The organism is Pseudarthrobacter quantipunctorum (genome assembly GCF_045291495.1).
GTDB lineage: Bacteria > Actinomycetota > Actinomycetes > Actinomycetales > Micrococcaceae > Arthrobacter > Arthrobacter quantipunctorum.
The window spans coordinates 1,505,429-1,531,027 of sequence record NZ_CP148033.1; the positions used below are offsets into that span (position 1 = coordinate 1,505,429).

At 68.2% G+C, this 25,599-nt stretch carries 22 protein-coding genes; 15 read left to right on the top strand and 7 right to left on the bottom strand.

The genetic code is table 11. The features are described 5' to 3' along the window. Positions 1–46 precede the first annotated feature (46 nt). Together rph and rdgB are read left to right on the top strand one after the other, a co-directional pair. The gene (gene rph, locus WHH00_RS06915; protein ID WP_400514257.1) at positions 47–805 is read left to right on the top strand and encodes a ribonuclease PH; all 759 of its coding nucleotides are present in this window, start codon (positions 47–49) and stop codon (positions 803–805) included. Next, positions 802–1,461, top strand: coding sequence for an RdgB/HAM1 family non-canonical purine NTP pyrophosphatase (rdgB, locus tag WHH00_RS06920; RefSeq protein WP_406637603.1), 660 nt, complete (start codon positions 802–804; stop codon positions 1,459–1,461). Before rph ends, rdgB begins: the two co-directional genes overlap by 4 nt. Before the next feature lie 88 nt (positions 1,462–1,549). On the opposite strand, the gene WHH00_RS06925 is transcribed toward rdgB, so the two are convergent. Next, positions 1,550–2,326: a VTT domain-containing protein gene (locus WHH00_RS06925; RefSeq protein WP_406638518.1), complete on the bottom strand. Its 777-nt coding sequence runs from the start codon at positions 2,324–2,326 to the stop codon at positions 1,550–1,552. A gap of 82 nt (positions 2,327–2,408) precedes the next feature. Between WHH00_RS06925 and WHH00_RS06930 the strand changes: the two genes are divergently transcribed. After that, a complete protein-coding gene (locus WHH00_RS06930) occupies positions 2,409–3,419 on the top strand; it encodes an exonuclease domain-containing protein (RefSeq protein ID WP_406637605.1) in 1,011 nt (336 codons plus the stop codon). A gap of 76 nt (positions 3,420–3,495) precedes the next feature. Then, positions 3,496–3,975, top strand: a complete 480-nt coding sequence (locus tag WHH00_RS06935; RefSeq protein ID WP_406637607.1) for a DUF4395 domain-containing protein — start codon at positions 3,496–3,498, stop codon at positions 3,973–3,975. Here WHH00_RS06935 and WHH00_RS06940 read toward each other — a convergent pair. Next, on the bottom strand, positions 3,956–5,095 hold the full coding sequence (locus WHH00_RS06940) for an ADP-ribosylglycohydrolase family protein (protein WP_406637609.1): 1,140 nt from the start codon (positions 5,093–5,095) through the stop codon (positions 3,956–3,958). The two genes, WHH00_RS06935 and WHH00_RS06940, sit on opposite strands and share 20 nt — an antisense overlap. Before the next feature lie 161 nt (positions 5,096–5,256). On the opposite strand from WHH00_RS06940, the gene WHH00_RS06945 reads away from it, so the two are divergent. From WHH00_RS06945 to WHH00_RS06960, 4 genes are all read left to right on the top strand, one after another. Continuing rightward, complete coding sequence (locus WHH00_RS06945; RefSeq protein ID WP_406637611.1) at positions 5,257–6,315, top strand: MIP/aquaporin family protein; 1,059 nt, start codon at positions 5,257–5,259, stop codon at positions 6,313–6,315. A 53-nt stretch (positions 6,316–6,368) separates the two neighbouring features. Further along, a complete protein-coding gene (locus WHH00_RS06950) occupies positions 6,369–7,553 on the top strand; it encodes an exonuclease SbcCD subunit D (RefSeq protein WP_406637613.1) in 1,185 nt (394 codons plus the stop codon). Further along, positions 7,550–10,618: an AAA family ATPase gene (locus WHH00_RS06955; RefSeq protein WP_406637615.1), complete on the top strand. Its 3,069-nt coding sequence runs from the start codon at positions 7,550–7,552 to the stop codon at positions 10,616–10,618. Before WHH00_RS06950 ends, WHH00_RS06955 begins: the two co-directional genes overlap by 4 nt. A gap of 138 nt (positions 10,619–10,756) precedes the next feature. Next, on the top strand, positions 10,757–12,112 hold the full coding sequence (locus WHH00_RS06960; RefSeq protein ID WP_406637617.1) for an MFS transporter: 1,356 nt from the start codon (positions 10,757–10,759) through the stop codon (positions 12,110–12,112). Here the strand turns inward: WHH00_RS06960 and WHH00_RS06965 are convergent. Then, complete coding sequence (locus WHH00_RS06965; protein ID WP_231456819.1) at positions 12,109–12,843, bottom strand: IclR family transcriptional regulator; 735 nt, start codon at positions 12,841–12,843, stop codon at positions 12,109–12,111. The two genes, WHH00_RS06960 and WHH00_RS06965, sit on opposite strands and share 4 nt — an antisense overlap. A 304-nt stretch (positions 12,844–13,147) precedes the next feature. On the opposite strand from WHH00_RS06965, the gene WHH00_RS06970 reads away from it, so the two are divergent. Beyond that, positions 13,148–14,479 (top strand): MFS transporter, encoded by a 1,332-nt coding sequence (locus WHH00_RS06970; protein WP_406637619.1) that lies wholly within the window; start codon positions 13,148–13,150, stop codon positions 14,477–14,479. 97 nt (positions 14,480–14,576) lie between these two features. Here WHH00_RS06970 and WHH00_RS06975 read toward each other — a convergent pair whose 3' ends face one another. The 3 genes from WHH00_RS06975 to WHH00_RS06985 form a co-directional block, all read right to left on the bottom strand. Then, positions 14,577–15,224 (bottom strand): phosphoribosyltransferase, encoded by a 648-nt coding sequence (locus WHH00_RS06975; protein WP_406637621.1) that lies wholly within the window; start codon positions 15,222–15,224, stop codon positions 14,577–14,579. A gap of 124 nt (positions 15,225–15,348) precedes the next feature. Continuing rightward, positions 15,349–16,188: an alpha/beta fold hydrolase gene (locus tag WHH00_RS06980; RefSeq protein ID WP_406637623.1), complete on the bottom strand. Its 840-nt coding sequence runs from the start codon at positions 16,186–16,188 to the stop codon at positions 15,349–15,351. A 180-nt stretch (positions 16,189–16,368) separates the two neighbouring features. Beyond that, positions 16,369–17,757: an amino acid permease gene (locus tag WHH00_RS06985; protein ID WP_406637625.1), complete on the bottom strand. Its 1,389-nt coding sequence runs from the start codon at positions 17,755–17,757 to the stop codon at positions 16,369–16,371. Positions 17,758–18,012: 255 nt separating this feature from the next. Here WHH00_RS06985 and WHH00_RS06990 point away from each other — a divergent pair, with 255 nt between their 5' ends. From WHH00_RS06990 to WHH00_RS07010, 5 genes are read left to right on the top strand one after another with little or no spacing between them, the layout of a single operon-like run. Further along, positions 18,013–18,723 (top strand): NUDIX hydrolase, encoded by a 711-nt coding sequence (locus WHH00_RS06990; protein WP_406637627.1) that lies wholly within the window; start codon positions 18,013–18,015, stop codon positions 18,721–18,723. Next, positions 18,720–20,024, top strand: a complete 1,305-nt coding sequence (gene nadA / locus WHH00_RS06995; RefSeq protein WP_406637629.1) for a quinolinate synthase NadA — start codon at positions 18,720–18,722, stop codon at positions 20,022–20,024. The genes WHH00_RS06990 and nadA overlap by 4 nt, the downstream gene beginning before the upstream one ends. Then, positions 20,024–21,838 carry an L-aspartate oxidase gene (locus WHH00_RS07000; RefSeq protein WP_406637631.1) on the top strand — a complete coding sequence of 605 codons (1,815 nt, stop codon included), beginning with the start codon at positions 20,024–20,026 and terminating at the stop codon, positions 21,836–21,838. Before nadA ends, WHH00_RS07000 begins: the two co-directional genes overlap by 1 nt. Continuing rightward, a complete protein-coding gene (gene nadC / locus WHH00_RS07005) occupies positions 21,831–22,748 on the top strand; it encodes a carboxylating nicotinate-nucleotide diphosphorylase (protein WP_406637633.1) in 918 nt (305 codons plus the stop codon). The genes WHH00_RS07000 and nadC overlap by 8 nt, the downstream gene beginning before the upstream one ends. Positions 22,749–22,751: 3 nt before the next feature. Next, a complete protein-coding gene (locus tag WHH00_RS07010; RefSeq protein WP_406637635.1) occupies positions 22,752–23,906 on the top strand; it encodes a cysteine desulfurase family protein in 1,155 nt (384 codons plus the stop codon). Positions 23,907–23,940: 34 nt separating this feature from the next. Here WHH00_RS07010 and WHH00_RS07015 read toward each other — a convergent pair whose 3' ends face one another. Further along, positions 23,941–24,603 (bottom strand): DUF1684 domain-containing protein, encoded by a 663-nt coding sequence (locus tag WHH00_RS07015; RefSeq protein ID WP_406637637.1) that lies wholly within the window; start codon positions 24,601–24,603, stop codon positions 23,941–23,943. A gap of 156 nt (positions 24,604–24,759) precedes the next feature. On the opposite strand from WHH00_RS07015, the gene WHH00_RS07020 reads away from it, so the two are divergent. Then, positions 24,760–25,566, top strand: coding sequence for a hypothetical protein (locus WHH00_RS07020; protein WP_406637639.1), 807 nt, complete (start codon positions 24,760–24,762; stop codon positions 25,564–25,566). The last annotated feature ends 33 nt before the right edge of the window (positions 25,567–25,599 follow it).

The window sequence follows — 25,599 nt, forward strand, 5'->3', positions numbered from 1 at the left end:
CCGGGGGCCCGGCATTGGTTTGGCATGCAGTCGATAAGCTAAAGGCATGACTTCTGAAGCAACTGCAGTGCCCATCGTGCGTGCCGACGGCCGCGCCCCCGACCAGCTCCGGCCCATCAGCATCACCCGCGGATGGTCCACCCAGGCCGAGGGATCGGCCCTCATCGAGTTCGGCAACACCCGGGTCCTGTGCACCGCATCCCTGACCGCGGGCGTGCCCCGCTGGCTTAAGGGTGAAGGCCGCGGCTGGGTCACCGCCGAGTACGCCATGCTGCCCCGGGCCACCAACACCCGCTCCGACCGCGAGTCCGTCAAGGGCAAGATCGGCGGCCGCACCCACGAAATTTCACGGCTGATCGGGCGTTCGCTGCGCTCCATCATCGACACCAAGGCCCTGGGTGAAAACACCATCGTCCTGGACTGCGATGTCCTCCAGGCAGACGGCGGCACCCGCACGGCAGCCATCACCGGTGCCTACGTCGCGCTCGCAGACGCCATCCGCTTCGCCCGCGACAACAAGCTCATCGCAAAGAACGCCCAGCCCCTGGTCGACACTATTGCGGCCGTGTCCGTGGGCATCATCGACGGCGTTCCCATGCTGGACCTGCCGTACGTTGAGGACGTCCGGGCCGAGACCGACATGAACGTTGTGGTCACCGGGTCAGGCAAGTTCGTGGAGGTGCAGGGAACGGCCGAGGGCGCACCCTTCGACCGGGCCGAGCTGGACCAGCTCCTGGACCTGGCGCTGCTGGGCACCACCCAGCTCGCCGCCATCCAGCGGGAGACCCTGGCGGACACGCTGTGAACCCGGCAGGCGGCCCAGCTCCCCGCCTGGTCCTGGCAACCCACAACAAGGGCAAGCTCCGGGAGCTCCGCGAGCTGCTGCGGGGACAGGTCCCCGGGCTCGACGTCGACACGCAGGTGGTGGACGCGGCAGCGGCAGGTGCCCCGGACGTCGTCGAAACCGGCGTTACTTTCGCCGAGAATTCGCTGCTGAAAGCCCGTGCCGTTGCGGAGGCCACCGGCCTGGCAGCCATTGCCGATGACTCCGGCCTTGCGGTGGACGTGATGGGCGGGGCACCCGGGATCTTCTCGGCCCGGTGGGCCGGGACGCATGGGGACGACGCCGCCAACCTGCGGCTCCTGCTCAGCCAGCTCTCCGATGTGCCGGACATCCACCGGGGTGCGGCCTTTGTCTGCGCGGCGGCCCTGGCAGTGCCGGACACAGACGGGCGGCTTGGCCATGAGGTGGTGGAGTACGGGCAGCTGGAGGGTGTGCTGCTGCGCGAACCTCGGGGCAGCGGAGGATTCGGCTACGATCCGGTGCTGCAGCCCGCGGGGGAGGACCGGAGTTGCGCTGAGCTGTCCGCAGAGGAAAAGAATGCCATCAGCCACCGCGGCAAGGCTTTCCGCGCGTTGCTGCCGGCCATCGTCGAGGCGCTGCGCCGGGCCGAGGCCTGACGGGCGCCGCACCAGCGGCGGCCGGTTAACCAAAAAGGTGTGCTTCCCGCCGCAGCGGGGAGCACACCTTTTCTGTGTATCTGGCGCCTTACGGGAGGCGGGGGGTCTTCTGTTCATCTTCGGGGGCGTGCTCCTCGATGAACTCGTCCACGGGGTCAGTGCCGTAGGCCTTCGCCTGGCGCTTGGCGGACAGGCCGCGGAGGACCTCCACGCCGATGGGCAGGACAGACACCAGGACGATCGCGATGAAGATGATGTCCAGGTTGTCCCGGACCCACGGGATGCGGTCGCCCAGCAGGTAGCCCAGGAGCGTCACGCCGCCGCCCCAAAGTACCGCGCCGATGACGTTGAAGAGGAAGAACTTCTTTTTGTTCATCTGGGCGACGCCCACGATGACGGGGACGAAAGTCCTGATGATGGGGACGAAGCGCGCCAGGATCAGGGCCTTGCCGCCATGCTTTTCGAAGAAGGCGTGCGCGTTCTCCACGTTCTCCCGCTTGAACAGGCGCGAGTTGGGCTTGTTGAAGATGGCCGGGCCGGCTTTCGACCCGATGAGGTAGCCGGTCTGGTTGCCCACGATTGCCGAAATGATGATCAGCAGCGCGAAGACCCACACGTTGAACTTGATGGTGTCCGTGGCCACCAGGAGGCCGGCTGTGAACAGCATGGAGTCGCCGGGCAGGAAGAAGCCCACCAGCAGGCCGGTTTCCGCGAAGACGATGCCGCAGACCAGCAGGACCACCCACGGCGCCAGGGCGGGATCGGCCAGGAAGACCTGGGGGTTCAGCCAGTCGGGCAGGAAGGAGGCCAGCTGGGGCTGGACCGGTCCTGCTCCGCCCAGCATGGACACGGCGAGGTCATTCATCACAGGAAAGTTCACCCCTCAAGGGTACTTGACAGAGCTGTGCCTGCATGGAGGGGCAGCATTCCGGCGGTAAGGTGGGGCCGTGGGTTTGGACTTTACGGCGATCGACTTTGAAACTGCGAACGGCTTCCGGGGCTCTCCCTGTGCGGTGGGCCTGACGAAGGTACGGGGCGGGCAGATCGTGGAGGAGGCGTCGTGGCTGATGCGCCCGCCGCAGAACCACGACCACTTTGACTACCACAACGTCCGGATCCACGGCATCCGCGCTGACGACGTTGCCGGGCAGCCCCGCTTCGGCGAACTCTTCCCCGAAATCGGCGCCTTTATTGGCGATGACATCCTGGCCGCGCACAATGCCGCCTTCGACCTCGGCGTGATCCGTTCGGGCCTGGAGGTCTCAGGCCTGCCGGGGCCGGCCTACGACTACGTGTGCACGGTCATGCTCTCCCGGCGGTGCTATTCGCTGGTGTCCAACTCCCTGCCGTTCGCCGCCGAGGAAGCAGGCGTGCCGTTGGTGAAGCACCACGACGCCGCAGAGGACGCCCGGGCGTGCGCCGGCATCCTGATCGACATTGCCCGGCGGAACCAAGCCAACAGCATCGCCGAACTTTACCTTTCGCTGGGCCTGGTGATGCCGCGCCAGCAGGCTTTCGACCCGGCCACGGACGGGCTGTCCAAGGCCAGCATCGCGGCCCTTGCCGCTGCCGGCGGCGGCACTGCTGCGCCGCTGCGGCCCTTCCAGGCAGGCTGGCCGGAGGAGGGCGACAAGCCGCTTCCCAACCCCGAAGCCGAGCCGGGCCACCCCCTGTACGGCCAGACCGTCGTCTTCACCGGGGAGCTGTCCATTGGACGTCCGGAAGCCAAAAGGCGCTCTGCCGAGGTGGGCGCCCGGCCGGAAAGCCGGGTGACCGGGCGCACCACCGTCCTGGTGGTCGGGGACGGCTTTGTTGCCTCCGACCTCCGCTCCGGCAGGCTGACCGGCAAAGCCCGCCGGGTGCTGGAACTCCACGGACGGGGCCAGGCCATCGAAGTATTGTCAGAAGGCGAGTTCCTGCAGATGGTGGGCGACTTCGCGGCGGCAGCCGTCGCCTGAGGCGCCCGGCTGGGCTGGTTCTTCATGGGGCGCAACAAAGCTTTGCCCGCGTTCTCCACGCTCCTAGCCTTGGCTCATGGGCTCTCTGTTCGCTTTCCCCAATCCGGTCAACGAGTACGCCGCGCGCGTCACTGCCGGGCTGGTGGTGGCACTCGCCGTTGTAACGCTTGCCGTCGGCTCCGGGTGGGGCCTGCTGGCCATCGCCGCCGGGTTCTGGCTGCGCGTGCTCTTCGGACCGAAGATTTCCCCGCTGGCACTGGTGTCCGTCAAGGTCATCACGCCGCGGCTGGGACGGGTGAAGCTGGTGCCCGGGCCGCCCAAACGCTTTGCGCAGGGCATGGGCGCGGCAGTCTCCACCACGGCCCTTGCCCTGTTCGCGGCCGGAGCCGTACCCGCCGCCTGGACGGTGCTGGGCGTCCTGATCGTGGCCGCATCCCTTGAAGCCTTTGCCGGGTTCTGCCTGGGCTGCCTGGTCTTCGGGTTCCTGCAGCGCCGCGGACTGATTCCGGAGGACGTCTGCGAGGCATGCAACAACATCAGCCTTCGCCGATCGTGACCCCCACCAGCAATTTGGCCATGCCGCGGATTGCCTCGGGCGCCTCCAGCGACTCCAGCCAGTCCGCGGGCAGGCACTCCTCGCCGTAGAAGGCCCCCAGGATGTTCCCGGCCAGGGAACCCGTGGCGTCGCCCTGCCCGACGTGGCTCACCGCCAGGGACACCGCCTCGCGGAAGTGCCGGACGGGCAGCGTGTCCGCAACGCCGTTGTCAGTGCCACCGCCGTCAGTGCCGCCGTCGTCTTCGCCGGCGTTGCCTGAGGCAGCGCCGGGGAGGGTTGCGAGCACCGCGTAGAGCGCGACGGCGAGGGCTTCCTCCGCGGTCCGGCCGTCACCGAGTGTATGAGTGAGCTCCTCCGGCGTCACCACGCCCCGGGTGGCAAGCGAGAGTGCGGCTTCCAGGCGTTCGGGCAGTTCCGGTTCCACCCCGCCCAGGGCGCGGGCGTGGGCGGTCACGGAAGAGGCGGCGTCCGGGAGCCCCTCACCCGAAACCAGCCGGTGAACCAGCAGGCTGAAAATCCCGGCAGCCTGGCGCGCTGCAGGGTGCCCGTGGGTCAGGGAGGCGGCGTCGGCACTCAGCTTGTAGACGGCGTCGGGCGCAATATGGGGGATCAGCCCAAACGGTGCTGACCGCACCACGGTCCCGAAGTCCTTCGATCCGGGGTTCACGGGGCGGACGGAGGTGCCCATTTCACCCGTGGCCAGCCCGGAGATACATGTAGCGCTGGGGTTCCGGCGCTGGCGGAGCGCAGCGTGCCCGTCTATCCATCGGGGCTGCGGTGTGGGGGCTGACGCCGGAGCGGCCTCGCCCTGCGCCGCCAGCCACCGGAGATACGCCAGCCACAGGCAGGCGTTTACATCCGCGCCCACGCCCGAGTTCGCCCATTCCAGCGCCTCCACCAGCCCGTCCACCGTATAGAGGGTCAGCTGGGTCTCGTCGGAAAACGCGCCTGTGACGGGACCGGATCCGGTGATGCCGCGCCCGCCTGGGCCGCGCCGGACCTCCTCCACAGACTGCGTGCCGATGGTGTAGCCCAGGGAATCGCCCAGCGCGCCGCCGAGCAGGCAGCCATGGATGCGGGACTTCAGTGCGGGCACGGAGGATCCGGGTTCAATGCTCATGCCTGTAAATTTACCGTGGCCTCCGGCGGCGCCGTGACGCCCGCGGGCTCACGGCCCTCCGGGAAACATGAGGCCCCAGCAAACGTCCAGCGTCGGCTGGAATAATGGAAGGGTTGCCCGGCGGCAGCACCGCCATCTTCTGCCTACCAAAGGGTCCCACCATGAGCACCCCCGCCCCCGTTCCACACGACTTCCTGCTGCCCCGCGGCCCGGAGACCGCCCGGCCGGGACTCCTGCCCAGGCTGGGGGCGGAGGCGTTCGGCACGTTGTTCATCGTGGTGGCCGGCCTTGGCGTGCCGCTGTTCACTATCCCCGATTCCAGCCCGGTCCCTGCGGCACTTGCTGCCGGCCTGGCCGTGACCGCCGCGATGCTGGCGTTCGGCCATGTTTCGGGCGGCCACTTCAACCCGGCCATCACGGCAGGACACCTTGTGGCCGGCCGGATCAGGGCAGGGGCTGCTGCCGCCTATGTGGGCGCCCAGCTGGTCGGGGGACTCGCAGGCGCCTCCGCGCTGTTCGGGATCCTGCGCACCTTGCCGGGAATCGCGGACAGCCGAACAGCTTTTGACACCGTGACCGCCGGCTTCGGCGAACACTCCATCATCCAGGCGCCGCTGGCGGCGGTACTGCTCCTTGAAATGCTCGGAGCCGCAATTGTTGTGGCGGTCTTCCTGGGCGCGCCGGGCCGGGAAACCGGCTTTGGCGTGGACGGCGGCCCAGCGGGGCAGTCCGGCAGGGACAGCCGGGACCGGGGCAGCCGGTCAGCAGCCCCCGTGGCCGTGGGCCTGACCTTTGCGGTGCTCCTGCAGCTGGGCCAGTCGGTGGGGAACCTGCCGTTCAATCCTGCCCGCGCCGTTGCGTCCGCGGTGTTCAGCTCGGGCTGGGCCGTTGGGCAGCTCTGGGTATTCCTGGCCGCCCCGCTTCTGGGTGCAGCCACTGCAGGACTGGTTTTCCGGAGCTTCGGAGCGCCTGCCCATGCCGGTGCCGCCGCCCAGGCTGCGGGAGAATCCGGTGAAGCAGGGGAAGCCGGCGGAACCGGCGGAACCGCCGAAAGCGCGGCAACAGTTGAAACCAACAAAACCGGCCAGGGAGCCGAAACCGCCGCGGGCGCTGCGGTGGGCGGACAGGGCGCCCATGCCGGCCGCGGCACACATGGATCCGGGCCCAGTGAAGCCCAGCCCAGTGAAGCCCAGGAATTCTTCGAGGGCAAGCGGGGCTGACGGTGGATGCGGCGGTTGCTCCCGCTGTCAGTGGCAGCCGATAGCTTAGGAACATGCGGTTACTTCACACATCGGACTGGCACCTGGGCCGGTCCTTCCATGGCGTTGGCATGCTGGATGCCCAGCGGGACTTCGTAGACCAGTTGGTCCGTGCGGTCACCGAGCACGGCGTTGACGTCGTCCTGGTGGCCGGGGATGTCTATGACCGCGCCCTTCCCGGCGTCGACGTGGTGAACCTGCTGGATGAGGCCCTGGTCCGCCTGACAGCTGCGGGTGCACAGGTGGTGCTGACCAGCGGCAACCATGATTCCGCCATCCGCCTGGGTTTCGCCTCCCGCCTCCTGGAACGCGGGGGAGTCCACCTCCGCACCAGGATCGAGAGCCTGGACACGCCGCTGCTGTTGCCCCTGGACCAGGCCCCTGACGCCGGCACCGCAGAAGCAGTGCTGGCCATCTACGGCATACCCTGGCTCGAGCCCCGCCTTGTCGCCGAGCAGCTCGGGGCGGACACCCCCAGCCACTTCGAGGTCACCCGGGCGGCAACCGCGATGATCCGGGACGATATCGAACGGCGTTCAGCTTCCGCTGCCGTCCATTCCGTGGTCCTGGCGCACACTTTTGCCAGCGGAGGGATCAGCTCGGACAGCGAACGCGACCTCAGCATCGGCGGCGTCGGAGCCGTTCCGCTGGACCTTTTCGACGGCTTCAGCTATACCGCGCTGGGCCACCTGCACGGACGCCAGGCACTGTCCCCGCAGGTCCGCTACTCAGGCTCGCCGCTCGCGTACTCCTTTTCCGAAGCCGCGCACCGCAAGGGCGGGTGGCTCGTGGACGTTGATGCAGAGGGAGTCAGCTCTGTGCAGGAAGTCCTGTGGGAGGCGCCCCGGGCGCTGGCCGTGCTGCGCGGTCCCCTGGAAGAGCTCCTTGAACGGCCCCAACACCAGTGGGCGGAAACAGCCTACTGCCAGGTCACGCTGACAGACGCCCAGCGCCCCGCCCGGGCCATGGAGCGGCTCCGCACCCGTTTCCCGGACACGCTGGTCCTCGGTTTTGATCCGGAGGGCGGAACCCCGTCCAACGCTTCCAGCTACAGCAGCAGGCTCGCCGAGGCACCTGATGATCTCTCGGTATGCTGCGGCTTCCTGGAACACGTGCGGGGCAGGGTCCCCGATGACACCGAAAAGACTGCGCTCGCTGCCGCGCTGGAGAACGTCCGCCTCCTGGAGGCTTCACGATGAGGATCCACCGCCTGCTGATCTCCGGGTTTGGCCCGTTTGCCGGCACCGAGGAGATCGATTTCGACCGGCTCAGCGCACACGGCCTGTTCCTGCTCAATGGCCCAACAGGTGCCGGGAAGACCAGCGTGCTGGATGCCATCTGTTTTGCCCTCTACGGTTCCGTTCCGGGAGCCCGCCAGGACGGTAAACGGCTCCGCAGCGACCATGCCGAGCCTGCCCAGGAACCCGCGGTGACCTGTGAGTTCTCGGCCCAGGGACGCCGCTTTGAAGTGACAAGGTCCCCGGCCTGGGACAAACCGAGCGCCCGGGGCAAGAACGGCTTCACCACCCAGCAGGCCAAGACTCTGCTGCGGGAACGGGTAGGAGGGACGTGGACGGAAAAGTCTGCGCGCAATGACGAAGCAGGCGCTGAGATCCTGGCCCTGCTGGGCATGGACCGGGAGCAGTTCACCCGTGTGGTGATGCTGCCGCAGGGAGACTTTGCCGCTTTCCTGCGCTCCAAGGCCACGGACCGGCTGGAACTCCTCCAGAAGCTTTTCGGTACCCAGCGGTTCGAATCGGTGGAGCAGGAACTGTCCCGCCAGGCGCAGCTTGCCAAGGAGGAGGTGTCCCACCTTGCGGGCCGGCTCGAGCTCCTGGCAGCCCGCGCCGAGGCCGAGGCCGCACGCCTCGGCCTTGACGTGTCCAGTGCGCCTTCTCCGGAGAACACCGCGGTGCGGCTGGACTGGCTGGAAGCAGCAGTGGCGGGCCGGCTGGAGGAGCTGACGGGCGGGGCCGGACAGGCCGAAGCCGCCAGCACTGAATGCAGGAAGGCCGCGGACGCTGAAGCATCGCGCGCCGACCGGCGCCGGAAGCTTGATTCCGCGGCCACCCGAAAGGTGGCGGTGGAGCAGGGCGCGCAGCTGCTTGACGATCACATCCTCCGGCTCGCCCGGCACCGGAAGGCCGAGGTCCTGCAGGGGCAGCTGCGGAACGTTGATGCCAGTGCCGCCAAGGCCCGGAGCGCCGCAACCGCCATGGAATCAGCCATGACCCTTCTGAGCCTGGCTGCGGGGGAAGACCCTGAACTGGCTGAGCTGGAACTCCACTTTGCGCCGGGCCCCGCTGCCGATGCGGCAACGCCCGTCGCTGGAGCCGCGGCGGAGCTGGCGCGGCTGCGCTCCCTCCTGGCCGTGGTCGAGGCCAGGCTGCCGGACGAAGACCGGCTGCAGGCCCTTCGGAAGCGGCACTGCACCCTGGTAAAAAAGCAGGAGGAGCTTGCTGCCGCCCTTGCAGAGGCCAACAAGCTTGCCGATGCGCTTACGGACGAGCGGTGCCTGCTCCATGACGGGCTGCCGGTCCTGGAACAGCACGCGGCTACCGCGCCTTTGCGCCAGAAGGAAGCTGCGGCTGCCGAGGAACTGCTGGACGTGGTCAGGCGCTACGGTTCCGCCGTTGCCGCCCGGGACCTGGTGAAGGTCCGCCATGACGAACGCCATGACCGGCAACTGGAGGCGAAACGCCGCTGGCTGGACCTGAGGGAACGGCGACTTGCCAATGCCGCCGCCGAGCTGGCAGCCAAGCTGGTCCAGGGGGAGCAGTGCCCCGTATGCGGCAGCCCGGACCATCCTGCCCCGGCCGCAGGCAGTTCCGGAGGCCCGGAACTTGCGCAGGAGGAGGAAGAAGCGCGGCTGGTCCACGAGGCGGCAGAGGCGGCCTATGCCCAGGTGGCCCACGAACTCGGGGAGGCCAGGCAGCTGGTGGCGGTACTCGCCGGGCAGGGCGGTGACACCGCGGAGGACGAGGCACTCAACGCGGCGGACGGTGCGCGGCGGGCAGCCGCCGATGCCCGGGCTGCAGTCAAGGAACTCGAAGCTGTCAGGTTGAGGCTCGGCAAACTCGACACCGCTGCCACGGCTGCGCAGGAATCCCGCACCGGCACCGAGGGCGAGCTGGCCAGGACCGCGGCGACACTGGCCGACGTATCCGAACAATCCTCGGCCCTTGACCAGGCCCTGGCCGGGCTGCGGGGCACCCACCGTACCCTGGCCCAGCGGTTGCGTGCACTGGAGGGCGCGGTGACGGTGCTCAACAAGGCGGTTGAGGCGCAGTCCCACCTCGAACGGATGGAGGCCCAGGCCGCCGAGGCGCTGGAGCAGCTCGACCTGGCGCTGCCTGCGGCCGGTTTCACCTCAGCACGCGAGGCACGTGAACAGTTGCTCGACGCCGCCGAGGCCGCCGCACTCGAGGCACGGGTGCGGGCAGCCCAGGACGAGGAAGCCAGAGTGGCGGAACTGTTTGTCTCCGATGACGTCCTGCAGGCGCTGGAGGAGAAGTCCGCAGGTTACGAGTTGGATGGGAAGCGGCTCGAGGACCTTCGTGAAGCTGCTGCACAGGCACTCCAGGCCGCACGGGACGCCGACCTGGCTGCCGGCATGGGCGCACGGTGCCTTGCCGCGCTGCGCAGCATCCGTGCCGAGTACGAAGACGTGGCAGGATCAGCGCGGCAGCCGGCAGAGCGGGCGCAGATGCTGGCCGGGCTGGCGGATGCCGCGGCAGGCCGTGGCGAGAACACCTACCGGATGAGCCTGAACAGCTACGTCCTGGCTGCCCGCCTGGAACACGTTGCCGCGGCTGCCTCAGAACGGCTGATGGCCATGAGTGATGGCCGCTACCTGCTCCAGCATACGGACGCCAAGGCCGCCCGCGGGGCAAAATCGGGGCTTGGACTGGAGGTGGTGGATCAGTGGACCGGGTTCCGCCGGGACACCTCCACCCTGTCCGGCGGAGAGTCGTTCATGGCATCCCTGTCCCTGGCGCTTGGCCTGGCGGACGTCGTCCAGCAGGAAGCCGGTGGAGTGGAAATCGAAACCCTGTTTGTTGACGAGGGGTTCGGCAGCCTCGATGAGCAGTCGCTGGAGCAGGTGATGGACGCCCTTGAAGGGCTGCGGGACGGCGGGCGCGTGGTGGGCCTGGTCAGCCATGTTGCGGAGATGAAGCAGCGGATCGGCGCCCAGCTCCAGGTGCTCAAGGGCCGGAACGGCTCCACGCTCCGGATCTCGGACGCTGCAGACGCACCAGTTTGACAGGGTAGTGGCCCTGCGCTCCAGCCGGACTGGCGGGCTGCAGGCCGGATAGGTATACCGTCCGGATATAATTGCACTGTTACCGGGTTGCGCGCATCGGGAGGAGGGACGATGCGCACGAGATGAACGAGCCCGGAATTGAACTCACCCCTTACACCTGCCAGCACGCAAGTACCCGGCCCTGCCGCCGGAGAGCTGTCACCAACCCCGGACCCAGCTACCGCCGCTCCGCTCCTTCCGGGAGAAACCCCCGCGGCCTCCCGAAGCCGCTTCGCCAGGCTGCCCCTCCTGGCCGGCCGGGCCTTTATACCCCTTGGCCTGTTTGCCCGGCTGCCGCTGGCCATGCTGACAGTGGGTACGCTGACCCTGGTCACGTCAGCCAGCGGCTCCTACGCGCTCGGCGGGATGGCGGCAGGAGCCGTGGGGATCGGCTCGGCTCTTGGTGCGCCGGTTCTGGGCGCCCTTGCCGACCGCCGGGGACAACGCCCGGTGCTCCTGCTCGCGGCCCTCCTCAACAGCGTTGCCGTGGTGGCCCTGATCCTCGCTGTGTGGGCAACGGCGGAATCCCCGGGTATCCCGGCCGCGGTACTGGCCGCCGCCTTCCTGTCAGGTGCCAGCTGCCCGCAGGTCGGCCCGCTTGCCAGGGTCCGCTGGATGGCACTGGCCGCCCGCGGCCCGGACAGGGACCAGGAACGGGACCTGGACACTGCCCTTTCCTACGAAAGCACGGCAGATGAGGTGACCTTTGTCCTGGGCCCGGCACTGGTGGGAATCTTGGCCAGCCTGCTGGCGCCCTGGCTGCCCCTCGCAGTGGCGGTGGCACTGACCATCACCTTCGTTCCCGCCTTCGCAGTCCACCGTACACACCGGGCGGTTCCGGCCAGCAGGCCAGCCACGGGAAACAAGATGCCGGCCGGTTCACGGAGCCGGGCCGGAAAGCTCCCGGCAGCGGTGGCCGTGCCGGTGCTCGCCATGGTCTGCATGGGGACGTTCTTCGGCTCCACCCAAACCGCCCTGAGCTCCTTTTCGGCAGGGTTTGCAGGCTCTGAGGCGGCCGGCCTGCTCTACGCCGTAATGGGGCTGAGCTCGGCCGTGGCCGCACTGTCCGTTGCGTACTGGCCGCAGCGCTTCGGCCCGGCCCGGCGCTGGGTGCTGTGCGCCGCGCTCATGGCTGCGCTGTCCCTGCTGCTGCTCCTGCCAACCTCGATGCCGGCGATGGTGGCGGCGCTGCTGATCCTGGGCGTCCCGGTGGGGCCCGTCATGGTCACAGTCTTCGCCGTCGGCGGGACCATCGCTCCTGCCGGCCGCCTAAGTACTGTGATGACGTCGCTGGCCAGCGGCATCGTGGCCGGCACTGCGCTGGGATCTTCGCTGGGCGGCCAGCTTGCCGAAAGCCACGGCTACGCAGCGGCCTTCCTTGTCCCGGTCTGCGCCGCCTCCGCGCTGGCACTCCTGGGGGCGGGAGCCGCCGTCGTCCTTCGCCGGAAGCCCTAAGCGAGCTGCCGCTCAATCCTGGCCGCGCTCTCAACCAGCGCGGCTCCAACCGTAGCGGGATCATGGGATGAGCGGATATAGACAACGGACAGCGCAGCGGGGCGGCCGCCAGGAACCCGGACCGGGGCCGCCAGGGAGGAAACCCCCGCAATCACCTCGTCGTGGCTGGCGGAATAGCCGGCGCGGCGGGCTTCAGCGGCTTCGGGGCGGTAGGGGATGCCCGTAGCCAGCCGGTCCCATTCCGCCTCCGTGAGCGCGGACTGGATGGCGATGCCGGGCGCACCGGCGTTGATGGGATGGCGGGTGCCGGGACGTTGCGCCACCGTGGCGCCGGAGTGCCTCGGTTCCACCGTGAGCAGGGTGATGCAGTCGTGGTGGTCCCAGACAGCGACAAACGCCGTCATGTCCAAAGCATTAGCCAGCTGCGTCAGTTCCGGCAGGGCGGCAGCCTGGAGGTTGCGGGAAACGCCGCGGGCCAGAACCGCAAGGCCGGGCCCCGGCTGGACACGGCCGGCGTCATCACGCACCAGGAGTGAATGGTCCTCCAGGGTGCGAAGGATGCGGTAGGCCACCGACCTGTGCACCCCCATGGCGTCCGCAAGTTCCGCAATCGTCAGGGGCGCGGATGCCGCTGCCATAATCTCCAGGGCGCGGATACCCCGCGACAGGGTTTGGGAGGGGGAAGCCTGCGCCGGCGCTGCTCCGGCCGGGGCTGCGGCGGTGGGGTTCATGGTCTCCATCCTAGGTGGCGGGTACGCGCGACGCCCCGGTTGCCGGGGTTTGTGGCCGGGGTGCGTCCTGAATACGAAACGGCATTCCAAATATAGAACTCACACGCCGGGGAGTCCACGGCACCGAAGTCAGGGCCCCCGTTGCCCGGGGCGCATCCGGTGCCGCAGGCTGGCCCGGCAAGAAAGTTCCGGAAGCCCGTGTTCCGCCTCACATTTTCGGTGTACCCTACTAACTAACTGACCGTTCTGTCGGTAATCCTGAAGGCGTCCCGGCAGCTCTGCTGCCTTGAACAATGGAGTTTCAATGACCACACCTTCCAAGGTGGACACACTCGCCGGTCCCAGCTCCCGGCGGGAGGAACGCAAGGTCCTCGCCGGCACCCTCGTCGGTACCACCATCGAGTGGTACGACTTCTTCATCTTCGCGCAGCTGACCGCAACGCTGCTGTCACCGCTGTTCCTTGCACCGCTGAACCAGTCCAACCCGGGCCTGGCGCAGATCCTCTCGTTTGCCCTGATCGGCATCAGCTTCCTCTTCCGGCCACTCGGCGCCGTGGTGGCCGGGCACCTGGGCGACCGCCTGGGACGCAAGGCCATGCTCGTCTTCACCCTGGTGATGATGGGGGCAGCCACCGCACTCATCGGCATGCTCCCCACCTACGCGCAGATCGGCGCCTGGGCTCCCATCCTCCTGATCCTGCTCCGCATCATCCAGGGCTTCTCGGCGGGCGGCGAATGGGGCGGCGCAGCGCTGATGGCCGTTGAACACGCCCCCCTGAACAAGCGCGGCCTCTTCGGCGCCTACCCCCAGATCGGTGTACCGATCGGCATGATCCTGGCCACCGGGCTGCTCTTCTTCCTCAACTCCAGCATGTCCAAGGAAGACTTCGCAGCCTGGGGATGGCGCGTGCCGTTCCTGCTCTCCATCGTCCTGATCGTGGTGGGCTACCTGATCCGGCGGGCCGTCGCCGAAAGCCCGGTCTTCCAGGAGATGGCCGCCCGGAAGCAGGAAAGCAAGGCGCCCCTGGGCGAACTGGTCCGGAGCCACAAGAAGCCGGTCCTTTACTCAACCATGATCTTCATTGGCAACAACGCCGCCGGCTACCTGCTGATCGCCTTCTTCATCGCCTACGCCACGCGGACCCTGCAGATGCCTACCCCGCAGGTCCTCCTGGCCACCACCCTGGCATCCTTCGGCTGGCTCATCTTCACGCTGGCAGGCGGCTGGATCTCGGACCGGATCGGCCGGGTCAAGACCTTCCTGACCGGCTACGCAATCATCTTCGTCTGGATGATTCCCATGTTTGCCCTCATCGATACCCGGAACATCTGGCTGTACGGACTGGCGCTGTTCGTCCTCACCATCGGGCTCGGGCTGTCCTACGGGCCGATGTCCGCAATGTACGCCGAGATGTTCCCGGCCAACGTCCGCTACTCGGGAATCTCCATCGGCTACGCCTTCGGCGCCATCCTGGGCGGTGCATTCGCGGCGACCATCGCTGAAACCCTGCTGCAGGCCACCAAATGGACAGGCTCGATCGGCATTTACATCATGATCCTGTGCGTCATCTCCGCCATCGGCGTGGTTCTGGCCAAGGAAACCAAGGGGCGGCCGCTCGGCGTCAGCCACCACTGACGGCGTGGACCCATCACCGTCTTCCTAACGAAAGCGGGCCCGACCATGGCGGTCCGGCCCGCTTTGCCGTCCCCGCGAAGTAGCAGGGCCCGCGTTGTCACTGCTCGAGGATGCTGATCGCGTCGTCGTCGGACAGTTGGTCAAAGTGCCGGTAGAAGCTGCCCACCGCCCGGAACTTGCCGGGCAGGTGAAGGCACAGCACGGCGTCGCACACCCGCTCCAGGGAAGCCTCCGCCTCGACGGAACCCACCGGGGCGGCTGCAACGACGGTGGCCGCGCCGCCCTCGCGCACTGCTTCGACAGCTGCCCTCATGGTGGCGCCGGTCGCCAGGCCGTCGTCGACCAGCAGGACGGTCTTGCCTGCCACGTCCAGGTCCGCTCCGGGGTAAAGTTCCACGCGGCGGAGAAGCTCCATGCGTTCGCGCTGTTCCACCGCGTCCAGCGACACCTGGCGCACACCGTGTTCGAGGACCCGGTCCAGCAGGGGTTTGTTGATCAGCCGGACGGTGCGGCCCCGGACCCACGCCAGTGCCCCGTAGGCCGTTTCATCGTGGCCGGGGATCCCCAGCTTCCGGACCAGGACTGTTCCGAGGGGCAGGTAGAGGGCCTTGGCGACGGCGGCCGCAACCGGGATGCCGCCCCGGGCCAGGCCCAGGACCTCTGTGTCCGGCCGTTCCCGGAACTGCGTGAGCACAGCAGCGAGCCGTTCACCGGCGTCCGTGCGGTCTTCAAAAAACGTGCCCATCAGTCCCTCCAGGCTCTTCCGGCCTAAAGTTCAGCCTACCGTTTGCGGGGGCGGCAGGCGCCACCGGGTGCCGGCAAAATCCGGCGCAGGAACTGTCCTCGGTGCGGGCTGGAAATAGCGGCCGTCAGGCAGGTTCCTGGCCCGCCAGGAACCTGACGGCAGCTTGCTTGAAGGCCCTGCTGGTGATGGCATTTGTGTGGTTCCGTCCGGGCAGGATCAGCTGCTCGGCCGCGCCCCCGGCTTTCCTTGCCAGTTCGGCAAGCTGCGGCAGGCTGCCGGCACGTTCGTCCTTGTCCCCGGCCACCAGGAGCATTGGGACGTGGGGAACGGCCTCCGTGGGATCGTAGGGCTCGGCTTTGATGGCCTCCACCAGGGAGAGCAGCGCGAAGATGTTGTTGCTGGGCAGCAGCAGGGCCATCTTGAGCAGCTGCGCCGTGGACTCGTCGGCAATGGGTGTGCCGTCGGCCAGGTAGTCCTGTGCCGCCCGCAGGTCGAACTCCGCCAGCGGATCAGCCATGTTGGGACCGCCCAGCACCAGGCGGTGGGTGATTTCCGGCTGGGTGGCGCCGAACTCCCAGGCAAGCCTTGAGCCCAGGGAATAACCCACCACGTCCAACCCGCTGGAAGGCTCACCGTCCTGCAAAGGCCGCACGCCGGCGTCGAACGCTGTTTGCAGCAGGTCCGCCCGGATCCTGCTGGGGGAGTACGAGTCCAGGTCTTCCGGAGCGCCGCTGCGGCCGTGCCCGGGCAGGTCCACCGTGATGACGCGCCGCCCGGCGTCCAGGAGCGCCGCCACCCAGCCGGTGTCCTCCCAGTTGAGCTTGCTCGACGAGGAGAAACCGTGCACCAGCAGGACGGGGCGGAGCCCGGCGTCGGCGGCGGGCTCGTGCACCGCCACGTAGAGCTGTGGATCCGTGCCCTCCACGGTGTGCGTCTGCTGTTGGCCGCTGTGCCTGCCGCTCATGGTGTCAGTCCTCATCAACTACGGCGCCCGGGCGGACCCGGCGCTTCGGAACCTCGTGCTTTCGGATTTACTCTACCTGCCGCCGGACCTGCCGCTTCCCAACACCCGCTGGCCGCTTTACGCCCCAACCAGGTAGCAGCAGATGTCGTTCCGGGCCTCCATAACAGCATCTGCTGCTACCTAGTTGGGCTGGCGGTTCCGGGAGGTGAGCCGGGCGCCCAGTGCGCAGGCCAGCGCGATGCCGCCGATGAGTGCGAATGTGCTGAACAGCTGGATACGGCTGGCCTCAGCGCTGAACCCCACGGCGAAAATGACGGCCAGGAGCGCCAGTCCCAGGATGGTCAGGCCGGGAAAGCCCTTCATCCGGAGGGGCAGGTGCGTGCCGGCGTGGTCGGCGCGCCGGCGAAGGATCAGCTGCGATACGAGGGCGCTGCCCCACACCACCAGGCAGGTGGAGCCCACCAGCTGAAACAGCGCAGGCAGGATCCGTTCAGGGAAGAGGAGCTCCAGGACTGTGGCGATGAATCCGAACGCTACAGATACACCGACGGCCAGCATGGGGACGTTCGCGCCGTAAAGCCGCGTCAGGAACCGGGGTGCGGCGGAGCGCTGGGCGAGGGAGTAGGCCATGCGTGAGGCCCCGTAGAGGTTGGCGTTCAGTGCAGACAGCAGCGCGACGACGGCCACCATGGTGATGGCCGCCCCGGCGCCGGGGATTCGGGCGGCGTCCAGGACGCCGGCGAAGGGCGAGGACAGGCTTTGGGATGTTGCCGGCAGGACCGCGGCGATGACGAAAACGGAGCCGATGTAGAAGACCAGGATGCGCCACACCACAGTGCGGATGGCTTTGGCCACGCTCCGCTCGGGGTCTTCGGTCTCCGCTGCGGCGACGGACACGATCTCCGTTCCGCCGAACGCGAAGATGACCACAAAGAGCGCTGAGGCAATACCACCGAGGCCCTGCGGGGCGAAGTCGGCGGTGAGGTTGGACAGTCCCGGCGAGGCCACCTCCGGCAGCAGGCCCAGCAGCAGGGCTGCGCCCACCGCCAGGAACAGCACGATCGCGGCAACCTTGAGGATGGCGAACCAGAATTCGAACTCGCCGAAGTTGCGTACCCCGGCAAGGTTGATGCCGGTGAAGAGCACCATGAATGCCAGCGCCAGGGCCCAGGCCGGGAGGACCGGCCAGACGGAGAACAGGAGGGCCGCCGCCCCAAGGGCTTCGGCGGCGATCACCACCACCAGCTGCAGCCACCACAGCCAGCCGATGGTGGCACCGGCGGTCTTGCCCAGGGCGCGTTCGGCATAGACGGAAAAGGCGCCGCTGTTGGGGTTTGCGGCGGCCATCTCGCCCAGTGCCCACATGACCAGGATGATGAGCGTCCCGGCCACCAGGTACGAAATAAGGACGGCCGGCCCGGCTGCCTGCACGCCGGCGCCTGAACCCAGGAAGAGCCCCGCGCCGATGGCGCTGCCCAGCCCCATCATGGTGAGCTGCCGGGGCTTCATGCTGTGGACGGGGTGCAGGGGGTTTCCTTTGGGACGGGCTGTGGTGGACTTCGTCGTCATAGTGCCGTGAACCTTCTTGGGGTCTCGATGGTGGCGCCTTGTGGGCCCACTCGAATTTACCGCCTCTACCGCGTGGGCGGTATTCGGTGCAGCGGTGGCCTCAGTGCAGCGCGCGATGGAAGCCGGCGGACAAGGCCAGAAACATTTGGCATTTCCCCGGCGCATGCCCGTACAATTAGTTTTGGTCAATGTGACCATAACTAGATTGGGTGTCCTTCCGCGGAAAGGGCCCAGCTGCCAGGAAGGCGGTGGACCATGTACTCCAGTTCGGCAAACGTGTCGGAGCGCCAGGCGGCACCGCCCTCACTGGCCATCTCCACCGTCATCTTTGCCCTCCGGCCCAGTGAAAGCTCCGGCCGGCCTACGCTCTGGCTGCCCCTGGTCCGCCGGATCCGGGAGCCCTTCAAGGGACTCTGGGCGCTGCCCGGCGGGCCGCTCAGCCACTCGGAGTCCCTCCAGGACGCTGCATCCCGCAACCTGAGGGAAACCACCGGGCTCACCCCCAGCTACCTGGAGCAGCTCTACGCCTTCGGCGGGCTGCACCGCTCACCCACCCAGCGGGTGGTATCGATCGTGTACTGGGCCCTGGTCCGCCCTACGGAGGCAGCGCTCGCCGACGAGTCCGAAAACGTCCGGTGGTTCCGGGCGGACCGGCTAGGGGAGCTGGCGTTCGACCACAACGCGATCGTGGACTACGCGCTCTGGCGCCTGCGCAACAAGCTGGCCTACGGGTCCGTGGCGTACCACCTCCTGGGGGAGTACTTCACGCTCGCCCAGGTCCGCGAGGTCTACGAGGCAGTGCTGGACCGCGAGCTTGATCCGGCGAACTTCCGCAGGCAGCTGAAGTCCACACCCGAAATAGAGGAAACCGGCGAGTACCTGCAGGGCGGCAAACACCGCCCCCCGCGCCTCTACCGCTTCACCGGCCGGCCCGGCCTTGACCCAGACAACAGGAGCACACTATGAGCAGCGTCAACACAGCGATCCAGCTGATCACGCGCGAACAGGCGGAAAAAGGCGCGACGGCGGCAGGCAGCACCTGCAGCCCCGCCCTGGCCAAGGGCCCGTGGGACTACGACCTCGCCGAGGCGCTCGCCGGCATTCCCGCCTATGGTCCCGGCGCTTCCAGTGCGGACGTTGCGCCGGCCGCCACCCCGCGCCAGGGGCAGCTGCCGGAGGAGTACAAGCTCGCCAGCGACGCCGAGCTGGGCGAACGCATCCTGGCGGCGAAGGCGGCCCTCGGTGACCGTGCCGTCATCCTGGGCCACTTCTACCAGCGGGACGAAGTGATCCAGTACGCCGACTTCGTGGGGGACTCCTTCCAGCTGGCCAACGCCGCACTCACCAGGCCGGACGCAGAAGCGATCGTGTTCTGCGGCGTCCACTTCATGGCGGAAACCGCTGACATCCTGTCCGCACCAGACCAGGCAGTCATCCTCCCCAACCTGGCGGCCGGCTGCTCCATGGCAGACATGGCGGACGCCGACTCCGTGGCCGAGTGCTGGGAGCAGCTCGAAGAGATTTTCGGCACCGAACCCGACGCCGAGGGCCGGGTCCCGGTGCTGCCCGTCACCTACATGAACTCCTCGGCAGCCCTGAAGGCGTTCTGCGGCGAGCACGGCGGCATCGTGTGTACGTCCTCCAACGCCAGGACCGTGCTTGAGTGGGCGTTCCAGCGTGCCCAGCGCGTGCTGTTCTTCCCCGACCAGCACCTGGGCCGCAACACCGCCAAAGCCCTGGGCGTGCCGCTGGAGCAGATGCTCATGTGGAATCCGCGCAAGGACCTCGGCGGCAACGACGAACAGGCACTGCTCGATTCCAGGGTCATCCTCTGGCACGGGTTCTGCTCGGTCCACAAGCGCTTCAACGTGGGACAAATCGAGAAGGCCAGGATGGACTTCCCCGGCGTCCAGGTTATTGTCCACCCCGAGTGCCCCATGGACGTCGTGGACGCCGCCGACTCTGCCGGCTCCACCGACTTCATCAAGAAGGCGATCGCCGCGGCCACGGAGCCCACCACGTTCGCGATCGGCACCGAAATCAACATGGTGAACCGGCTTGCAGCGGAGTACCCGCAGCACACCGTCTTCTGCCTGGATCCCGTGATCTGCCCCTGCTCCACGATGTACCGCATCCACCCGGGGTACCTGGCCTGGGTGCTGGAGGAGCTGGTGGCCGGCCGGGTTGTCAACCGCATCACCGTCGCGGAGTCCGTCCAGGACCACGCCCGGACCGCCCTCGAGCGCATGCTCGCCGCCAGGCCGTAATGAAGGCCGAGCCCCTTGTGCCCGTTGGGCCCGTGATGCCTGGCCGCCGCCGGCTGGTGGTCATCGGCAGCGGCATTGCCGGACTGTATGCGGCGCTGCTGGCAACCGACGCCGGCGCCTCCGTGGTTCTCCTGACGAAAGGCGGCCTGGACCACAGCAACACCTGGTACGCCCAGGGCGGCATCTCGGCCGTGCTGGATGAACCAGCCCCGGGTGACACCGCAGCGGCCCACATCACCGACACGCTCCAGGCAGGCGCCGGGCACTGCAACGCCGACGCCGTCCGGCTGATGTGCACGCAGGCCCGGCACGACATCGCCGGACTGCAGCGCTTCGGCGTGCACTTCGACCTGCAGCCCGCCGGGAGCCCGGCACTGGGGCTGGAAGCCGCCCACTCCGCGCCCCGCATCCTCCACGCCGGCGGCGACGCCACGGGCGCGAAAGTGGCCGGTGCCCTCATCCAGGCGGTGCTCTCCCGGAAGGCGGCCGGTGTCCTGACGGTCATCACCAATGCACACGCCACCTCACTCCTGCACGACGACGGCACCATCACCGGGGTTGAGTTCCTGAAGGGCGGGAACAGGGCAGAACTGCGCGGGGACGCCGTCCTGCTGGCAACCGGAGGCGCCGGCCGGCTGTTTGCCCAGACCACCAACCCCGCAGTGGCCACCGCTGACGGCCTGGCGCTCGCGGTCCGTGCCGGAGCGCGGACAGCGGACCTGGAATTCTTCCAGTTCCACCCCACCTGCCTGGTCCGGAACGCCGGGCCCGCCTCCTCGGGCCTTGCCGGCGAACCGCTGCTGATCTCCGAGGCTGTCCGCGGCGAAGGGGCGGTCCTCGTTGACGGCAACGGAAAACGCTTCATGCGGGCATACCATCCGGACGCGGAGCTCGCCCCCCGGGACGTGGTCTCCCGCAGCATAGCCCTGCACCTGGCCAAGCTCGGCGACCCCAACGGCCACGTGTACCTTGACGCCCGCGTTATCGAGGCGGCCAGGGGTGCCGGTTTCCTGGCCCGGCGGTTCCCGACCCTCACCGAAAAAACCCTCGCCGCCGGCATCGACTGGACCCGGGACCTGGTCCCCGTGGCCCCGGCAGCCCACTACTGGATGGGCGGCATACTCACCGACCTGCACGCCCGGACCAGCCTCCCCGGACTCTACGCCGCCGGCGAAGTCGCATGCACGGGCGTCCAAGGGGCAAACCGGCTGGCCAGCAACTCCCTCCTCGAAGGACTCGTCTTCGGCCGCCGCGCTGTTGAGGACTTCCTCTCCGGTGACTTTGGCTGGGGGTCGCCTGAGGGCGCCCCTCCGCATGCTAGGTCGGCCGCGGGCGGCCTCCCCTTTACGCATGCTTCCGGGGCACCCTCAGGCGACCATTTGTCCGTCACCTTCCCTGCGGCTTCAGCAGGCGCGGGTGCCGGGTCGGGTGGCCCGTTCGGGGGCGTGCCGGCCAGCTCCGGTGGAAGTATCGACGTGGAAACCCCGTTCTGGCGTGATGCTCTTCGCCGGTTGATGACTGCCAAGGCCGGGGTGCTTCGGGATGGGGTGCTTTTGCAGGAGGCGGCGGAAACTCTTGGCCGGTGGGCCGCCGTCGTTCTTCCCGGAACTGCAGCCGCCGGGGCGGACCCGCGGGAGCATGAGGACCGCAACCTGCTGCTGGCCGCCCAGCTGCTGGTGGCTGCCGCCCTGGAACGGACTGCATCCCTGGGCGCCCATTACCGGAGCGACAGCCCCGCTGATGCCGCCGGCATTGCTGATGAACTCCAAGAACACTCCCGCCTGCGCCCGAAAGCGAGCCTTGTCCGTGACTGAAAACTCCGTGATTGCACCCGTGGCGGCCAAGGCCGTTGGCCTGGACCTCACCCTGCCGGCGGCTCCCGTCCGCGAGATCCTTGAACGGGCCTTCGCCGAGGACGCTCCGGGCGGGGACATCACCTCCCAACTGCTCATTCCCGCCGGCGCCCGCGCCACGGCCGTCCTGAACGCCCGCGTGCCCGGGGTCTTCAGCGGAGCCACCGTCTTCCGGGATGCCATGCAGCTGGTGGACCCCGGCACCGAGGTGGAGCTGCTGCTGGCGGACGGGGACAGGTTCGACGCCGGCACGCACCTTGCGCGGGTCAGCGGACGGGCACGCTCGGTCCTGCTCGCCGAACGGGTCGCCCTCAACCTCGTTCAGCGGATGTCCGCGATCGCCACCAGGACCGCCGAATTTGTCCAGCTGGCCGAGGGGACACGGGCCAGGATCACCGACACCCGGAAGACCACCCCCGGCCTGCGGATCCTGGAACGGTTCGCCGTGCGGTGCGGGGGAGGCGCCAACCACCGGTACAGCCTCTCCGACGCAGTGCTGGCGAAGGACAACCACCTTGCCGTGATGACCGGAGGGGACCCCGCCAGGCTGACGGAGCTGCTCCGGGCGGCCAAGGCCCAGCTGGGACACACCACCCACTTCGAAGTGGAGGTGGACCGCATGGACCAGATCGAACCTGTCCTGGCCGCCGGCGTGGACACCATCATGCTGGACAACTTCACGCTGGACGAGCTCCGCCAGGGTGTAGCCCTGGTGGCAGGACGGGCCCGCGTGGAAGCAAGCGGCAACGTCAACCTCAACACGGTCGCAGGAATTGCCGCGGCCGGGGTTGACGTCATCTCCATCGGTGCCCTCACCCACACGGTGGCCTCCCTGGACCTTGGCCTGGACGTGGAACTGACAGCCGGGTAAGCCGTGATTTTCCTTGACGCAGCCGCCACCACTCCGGTCCGCCGCGAGGTGCTGGAAGCCATGTGGCCATACCTGGCCGGCGACTTCGGAAACCCCTCCAGCCGCCACACCCTGGGCGAGGCCGCCGCGCGCGCCCTCGCGGCTGCGCGGGATTCGGTGGCCGCTGTCCTGGGCTGCCGGCCGGGTGAGCTGACCTTCACGTCCGGCGGAACGGAGGCGGACAACCTGGCCGTCAAAGGCATTGCCCTGGCGCGGCAGGCTGCCAACCCGAAGCTTGACAGGGTGGTAATCAGCGCCGTCGAACATCCGGCCGTGGAGGAATCCGCACGCTACCTGGAACGCTTCCACGGATTCACGGTGGACGTGGTGCCCGTGGACGGGACAGGACTGGTGACGCCTGAGGCCTTTAGTGCGGTCCTGCGCCCGGAGACCGCACTGGCCAGCATCATGTACGCCAACAATGAAGTGGGAACCGTGCAGCCGGTGGCCGGGCTGGCAGCGGTTGCGCGCCAGGCTGGAGTTCCGTTCCACACGGACGCGGTGCAGGCGGCGGGATGGCTCCCCCTGGACACCAGGACGCTGGGCATTGATGCCATGAGTATTTCGGGCCACAAGCTGGGGGCCCCCAAGGGCTGCGGCGTGCTCTTTGTCCGGGGCCGCACCAGGATCGAGCCGCTCATCCACGGCGGTGGCCAGGAACGGGGCCGCAGGTCTGGGACGGAGAACGTGGCAGGTGCCGTGGGCATGGCCGCGGCGCTGGCGCTGGCGCAGGCCGGCCAGGAGGAACAACGGCGACGTGTTGCGGCCCTGCGCGATGCCTTCATCAACGCCGTGCTCACCGGCGTGCCGGGCGCGGTCCTTACCGGGCATCCGTCCCGACGGCTGCCGTCCGTGGCGTCCTTCTGCTTCCCGGGAACCAGCGGGGAATCGGTGCTGCTGGAACTGGAACGCCAGGGCGTGGTGTGCTCCAGCGGATCAGCGTGCGCTGCCGGGTCCGACGCCCCCTCGGCTGTCCTCACGGCCCTGGGTATTGAAGCCGAGGTGGCCCAGACGGCTGTCCGCTTCAGTTTCGATGCAGCGGTCACGGAAGAGGACCTCAACACCGCAGCGGGGGCGGTCCGGCACGCAGTGGAGAGCGTGCGGGCGCTCGGCGGCTAACCGCCACGCAGCGGCCGGGGCCGCTGCCCAGAGGTCAGTACAGTTCGCCGACCGGTATCTCCACAGCCAGCCGGTTGGAAGGGCCCGGCAGGGGACACGCCCAGGCCTCGTTGTAGGCGCAGGACGGGTTGTAGGCGAAGTTGAAGTCAAGGACGAAGGCGGCGTCCGGGCCTGTCCCGCTGACACCGTGGAACGCGCCCTTGATGGTATCGAGCAGGTACCGGCCGGCGCCGTAGCTTCCGCCGGGCTGGCCGGCCGTCGCGTCCCGGAAGGGCACGAAGATGCCGCCGCCGTATCCCCGGAGTTTCCACACAGCGAGCTGCCCCATCTCGGGGAGGTCGAACGTCCCCAGCCGCACGAAGTTGACCACCCCGTCGGTTCCGGTTTCCACGCTCATTTCCCGCCCCGCACCCTCCTTGGTCAGCGGGACGTGGAAACGGTAGATGGGATCATAATCAGCCGTCTTAAGGCCGGAGAATCGCGCTTTATCCGTTGCGGACAGCGCGGAGGCCGGGTGCGTGGCAAAGAGAAGGTCACGCTGGTGGCGCCAGTAGGAATGTGCTTCCGCCGGGCTTTCCACGGAGAGTTTGCGGACATTGTCATACAAGGCAAAGGTCCGAAGCCGCCAGTCAGCAATGTCGACGGCGGAGATATCCGCCGGGTTCTCTTCGGCTGCGCCGTGCTGGAAGTCCGCCATAGCACCAGCCTAGTCCCCGGGACCGGCGATGCCCTCCGGCCGCGACACGCACCGCTTTAGCCCGGCGGCGTCCCCTCCATTTCGGGGCGGGGGAGCGGCAGGAAACACCGCTCCGGGCCACGTCCCGCCGCTGCCACGTCCCGTTAGGCTGGCTGCATGAGACGCATAGCATCAGCTGGGGTCCTGCCCGGAACCGCCCTGATCATGGCAGGCGCGCTCCTTGCCGGCTGCTCCACCCCGTCAGGCAGCGGGCCCGCATGGACCGCGGAGCCCAAGGATTCCGGCGCCACCGCCATGGCTTCACCGGACGGGTCCGCATCAGCTGGGGCATCCTCCGCTACCACGCCCGCTGCGTCCGGTTCCGCAACAGCCGGGCCTGCCGCCACAGCCTCCGCGTGGAAGACCTTCTCCGATCCGGCAAAAACCGTTGCGTTTGAACTGCCGGAGACCTGGATCGCGCAATCGGTCCCTCCTGAGGAGGGAACCCTGCCCGGTGCGTTGAAAATTGAGGTGAAGAAGCCGGACGGCACTTTCGTGGCGGCGCTTCGGACGGGACTCCCGCCGTCGTCCCCTGACTGCCCGGCGGACGCCCGGCGGCCCTACACGGTGCTCAGCAGCGTGCCGGTGGAGCTGTCCGCCGAAGGCGGGGAGGGGACCATCCCGCCCAGGGTGGTGTTCCGGGCAATCCAGGGATACCGCTTCTTCGGCTCCTACGGCATCACGAACATCGTTGGCGGTGCAGACGGACAGGCCTGCGAACTGCGCAACATCGTCCGCGGGCCGGCGGACAAGGGCGACTACTCCTTTGGCGACCTCGTGTCCGTCAGGGCCTTCGCGCCCGATGAGAAAGTGGAGCCCGCCAAAGCATTCGACACCCTTGACCAGGCCGCAACGTACGCCAGCGAGAGTGCTGACTTTGCCAACGTCCAGCGGATGCTAATGTCTCTGGAGATCAAGAACTAGCCCCCGTTCCCTGCCCGCATCCCTGGCCGGGAC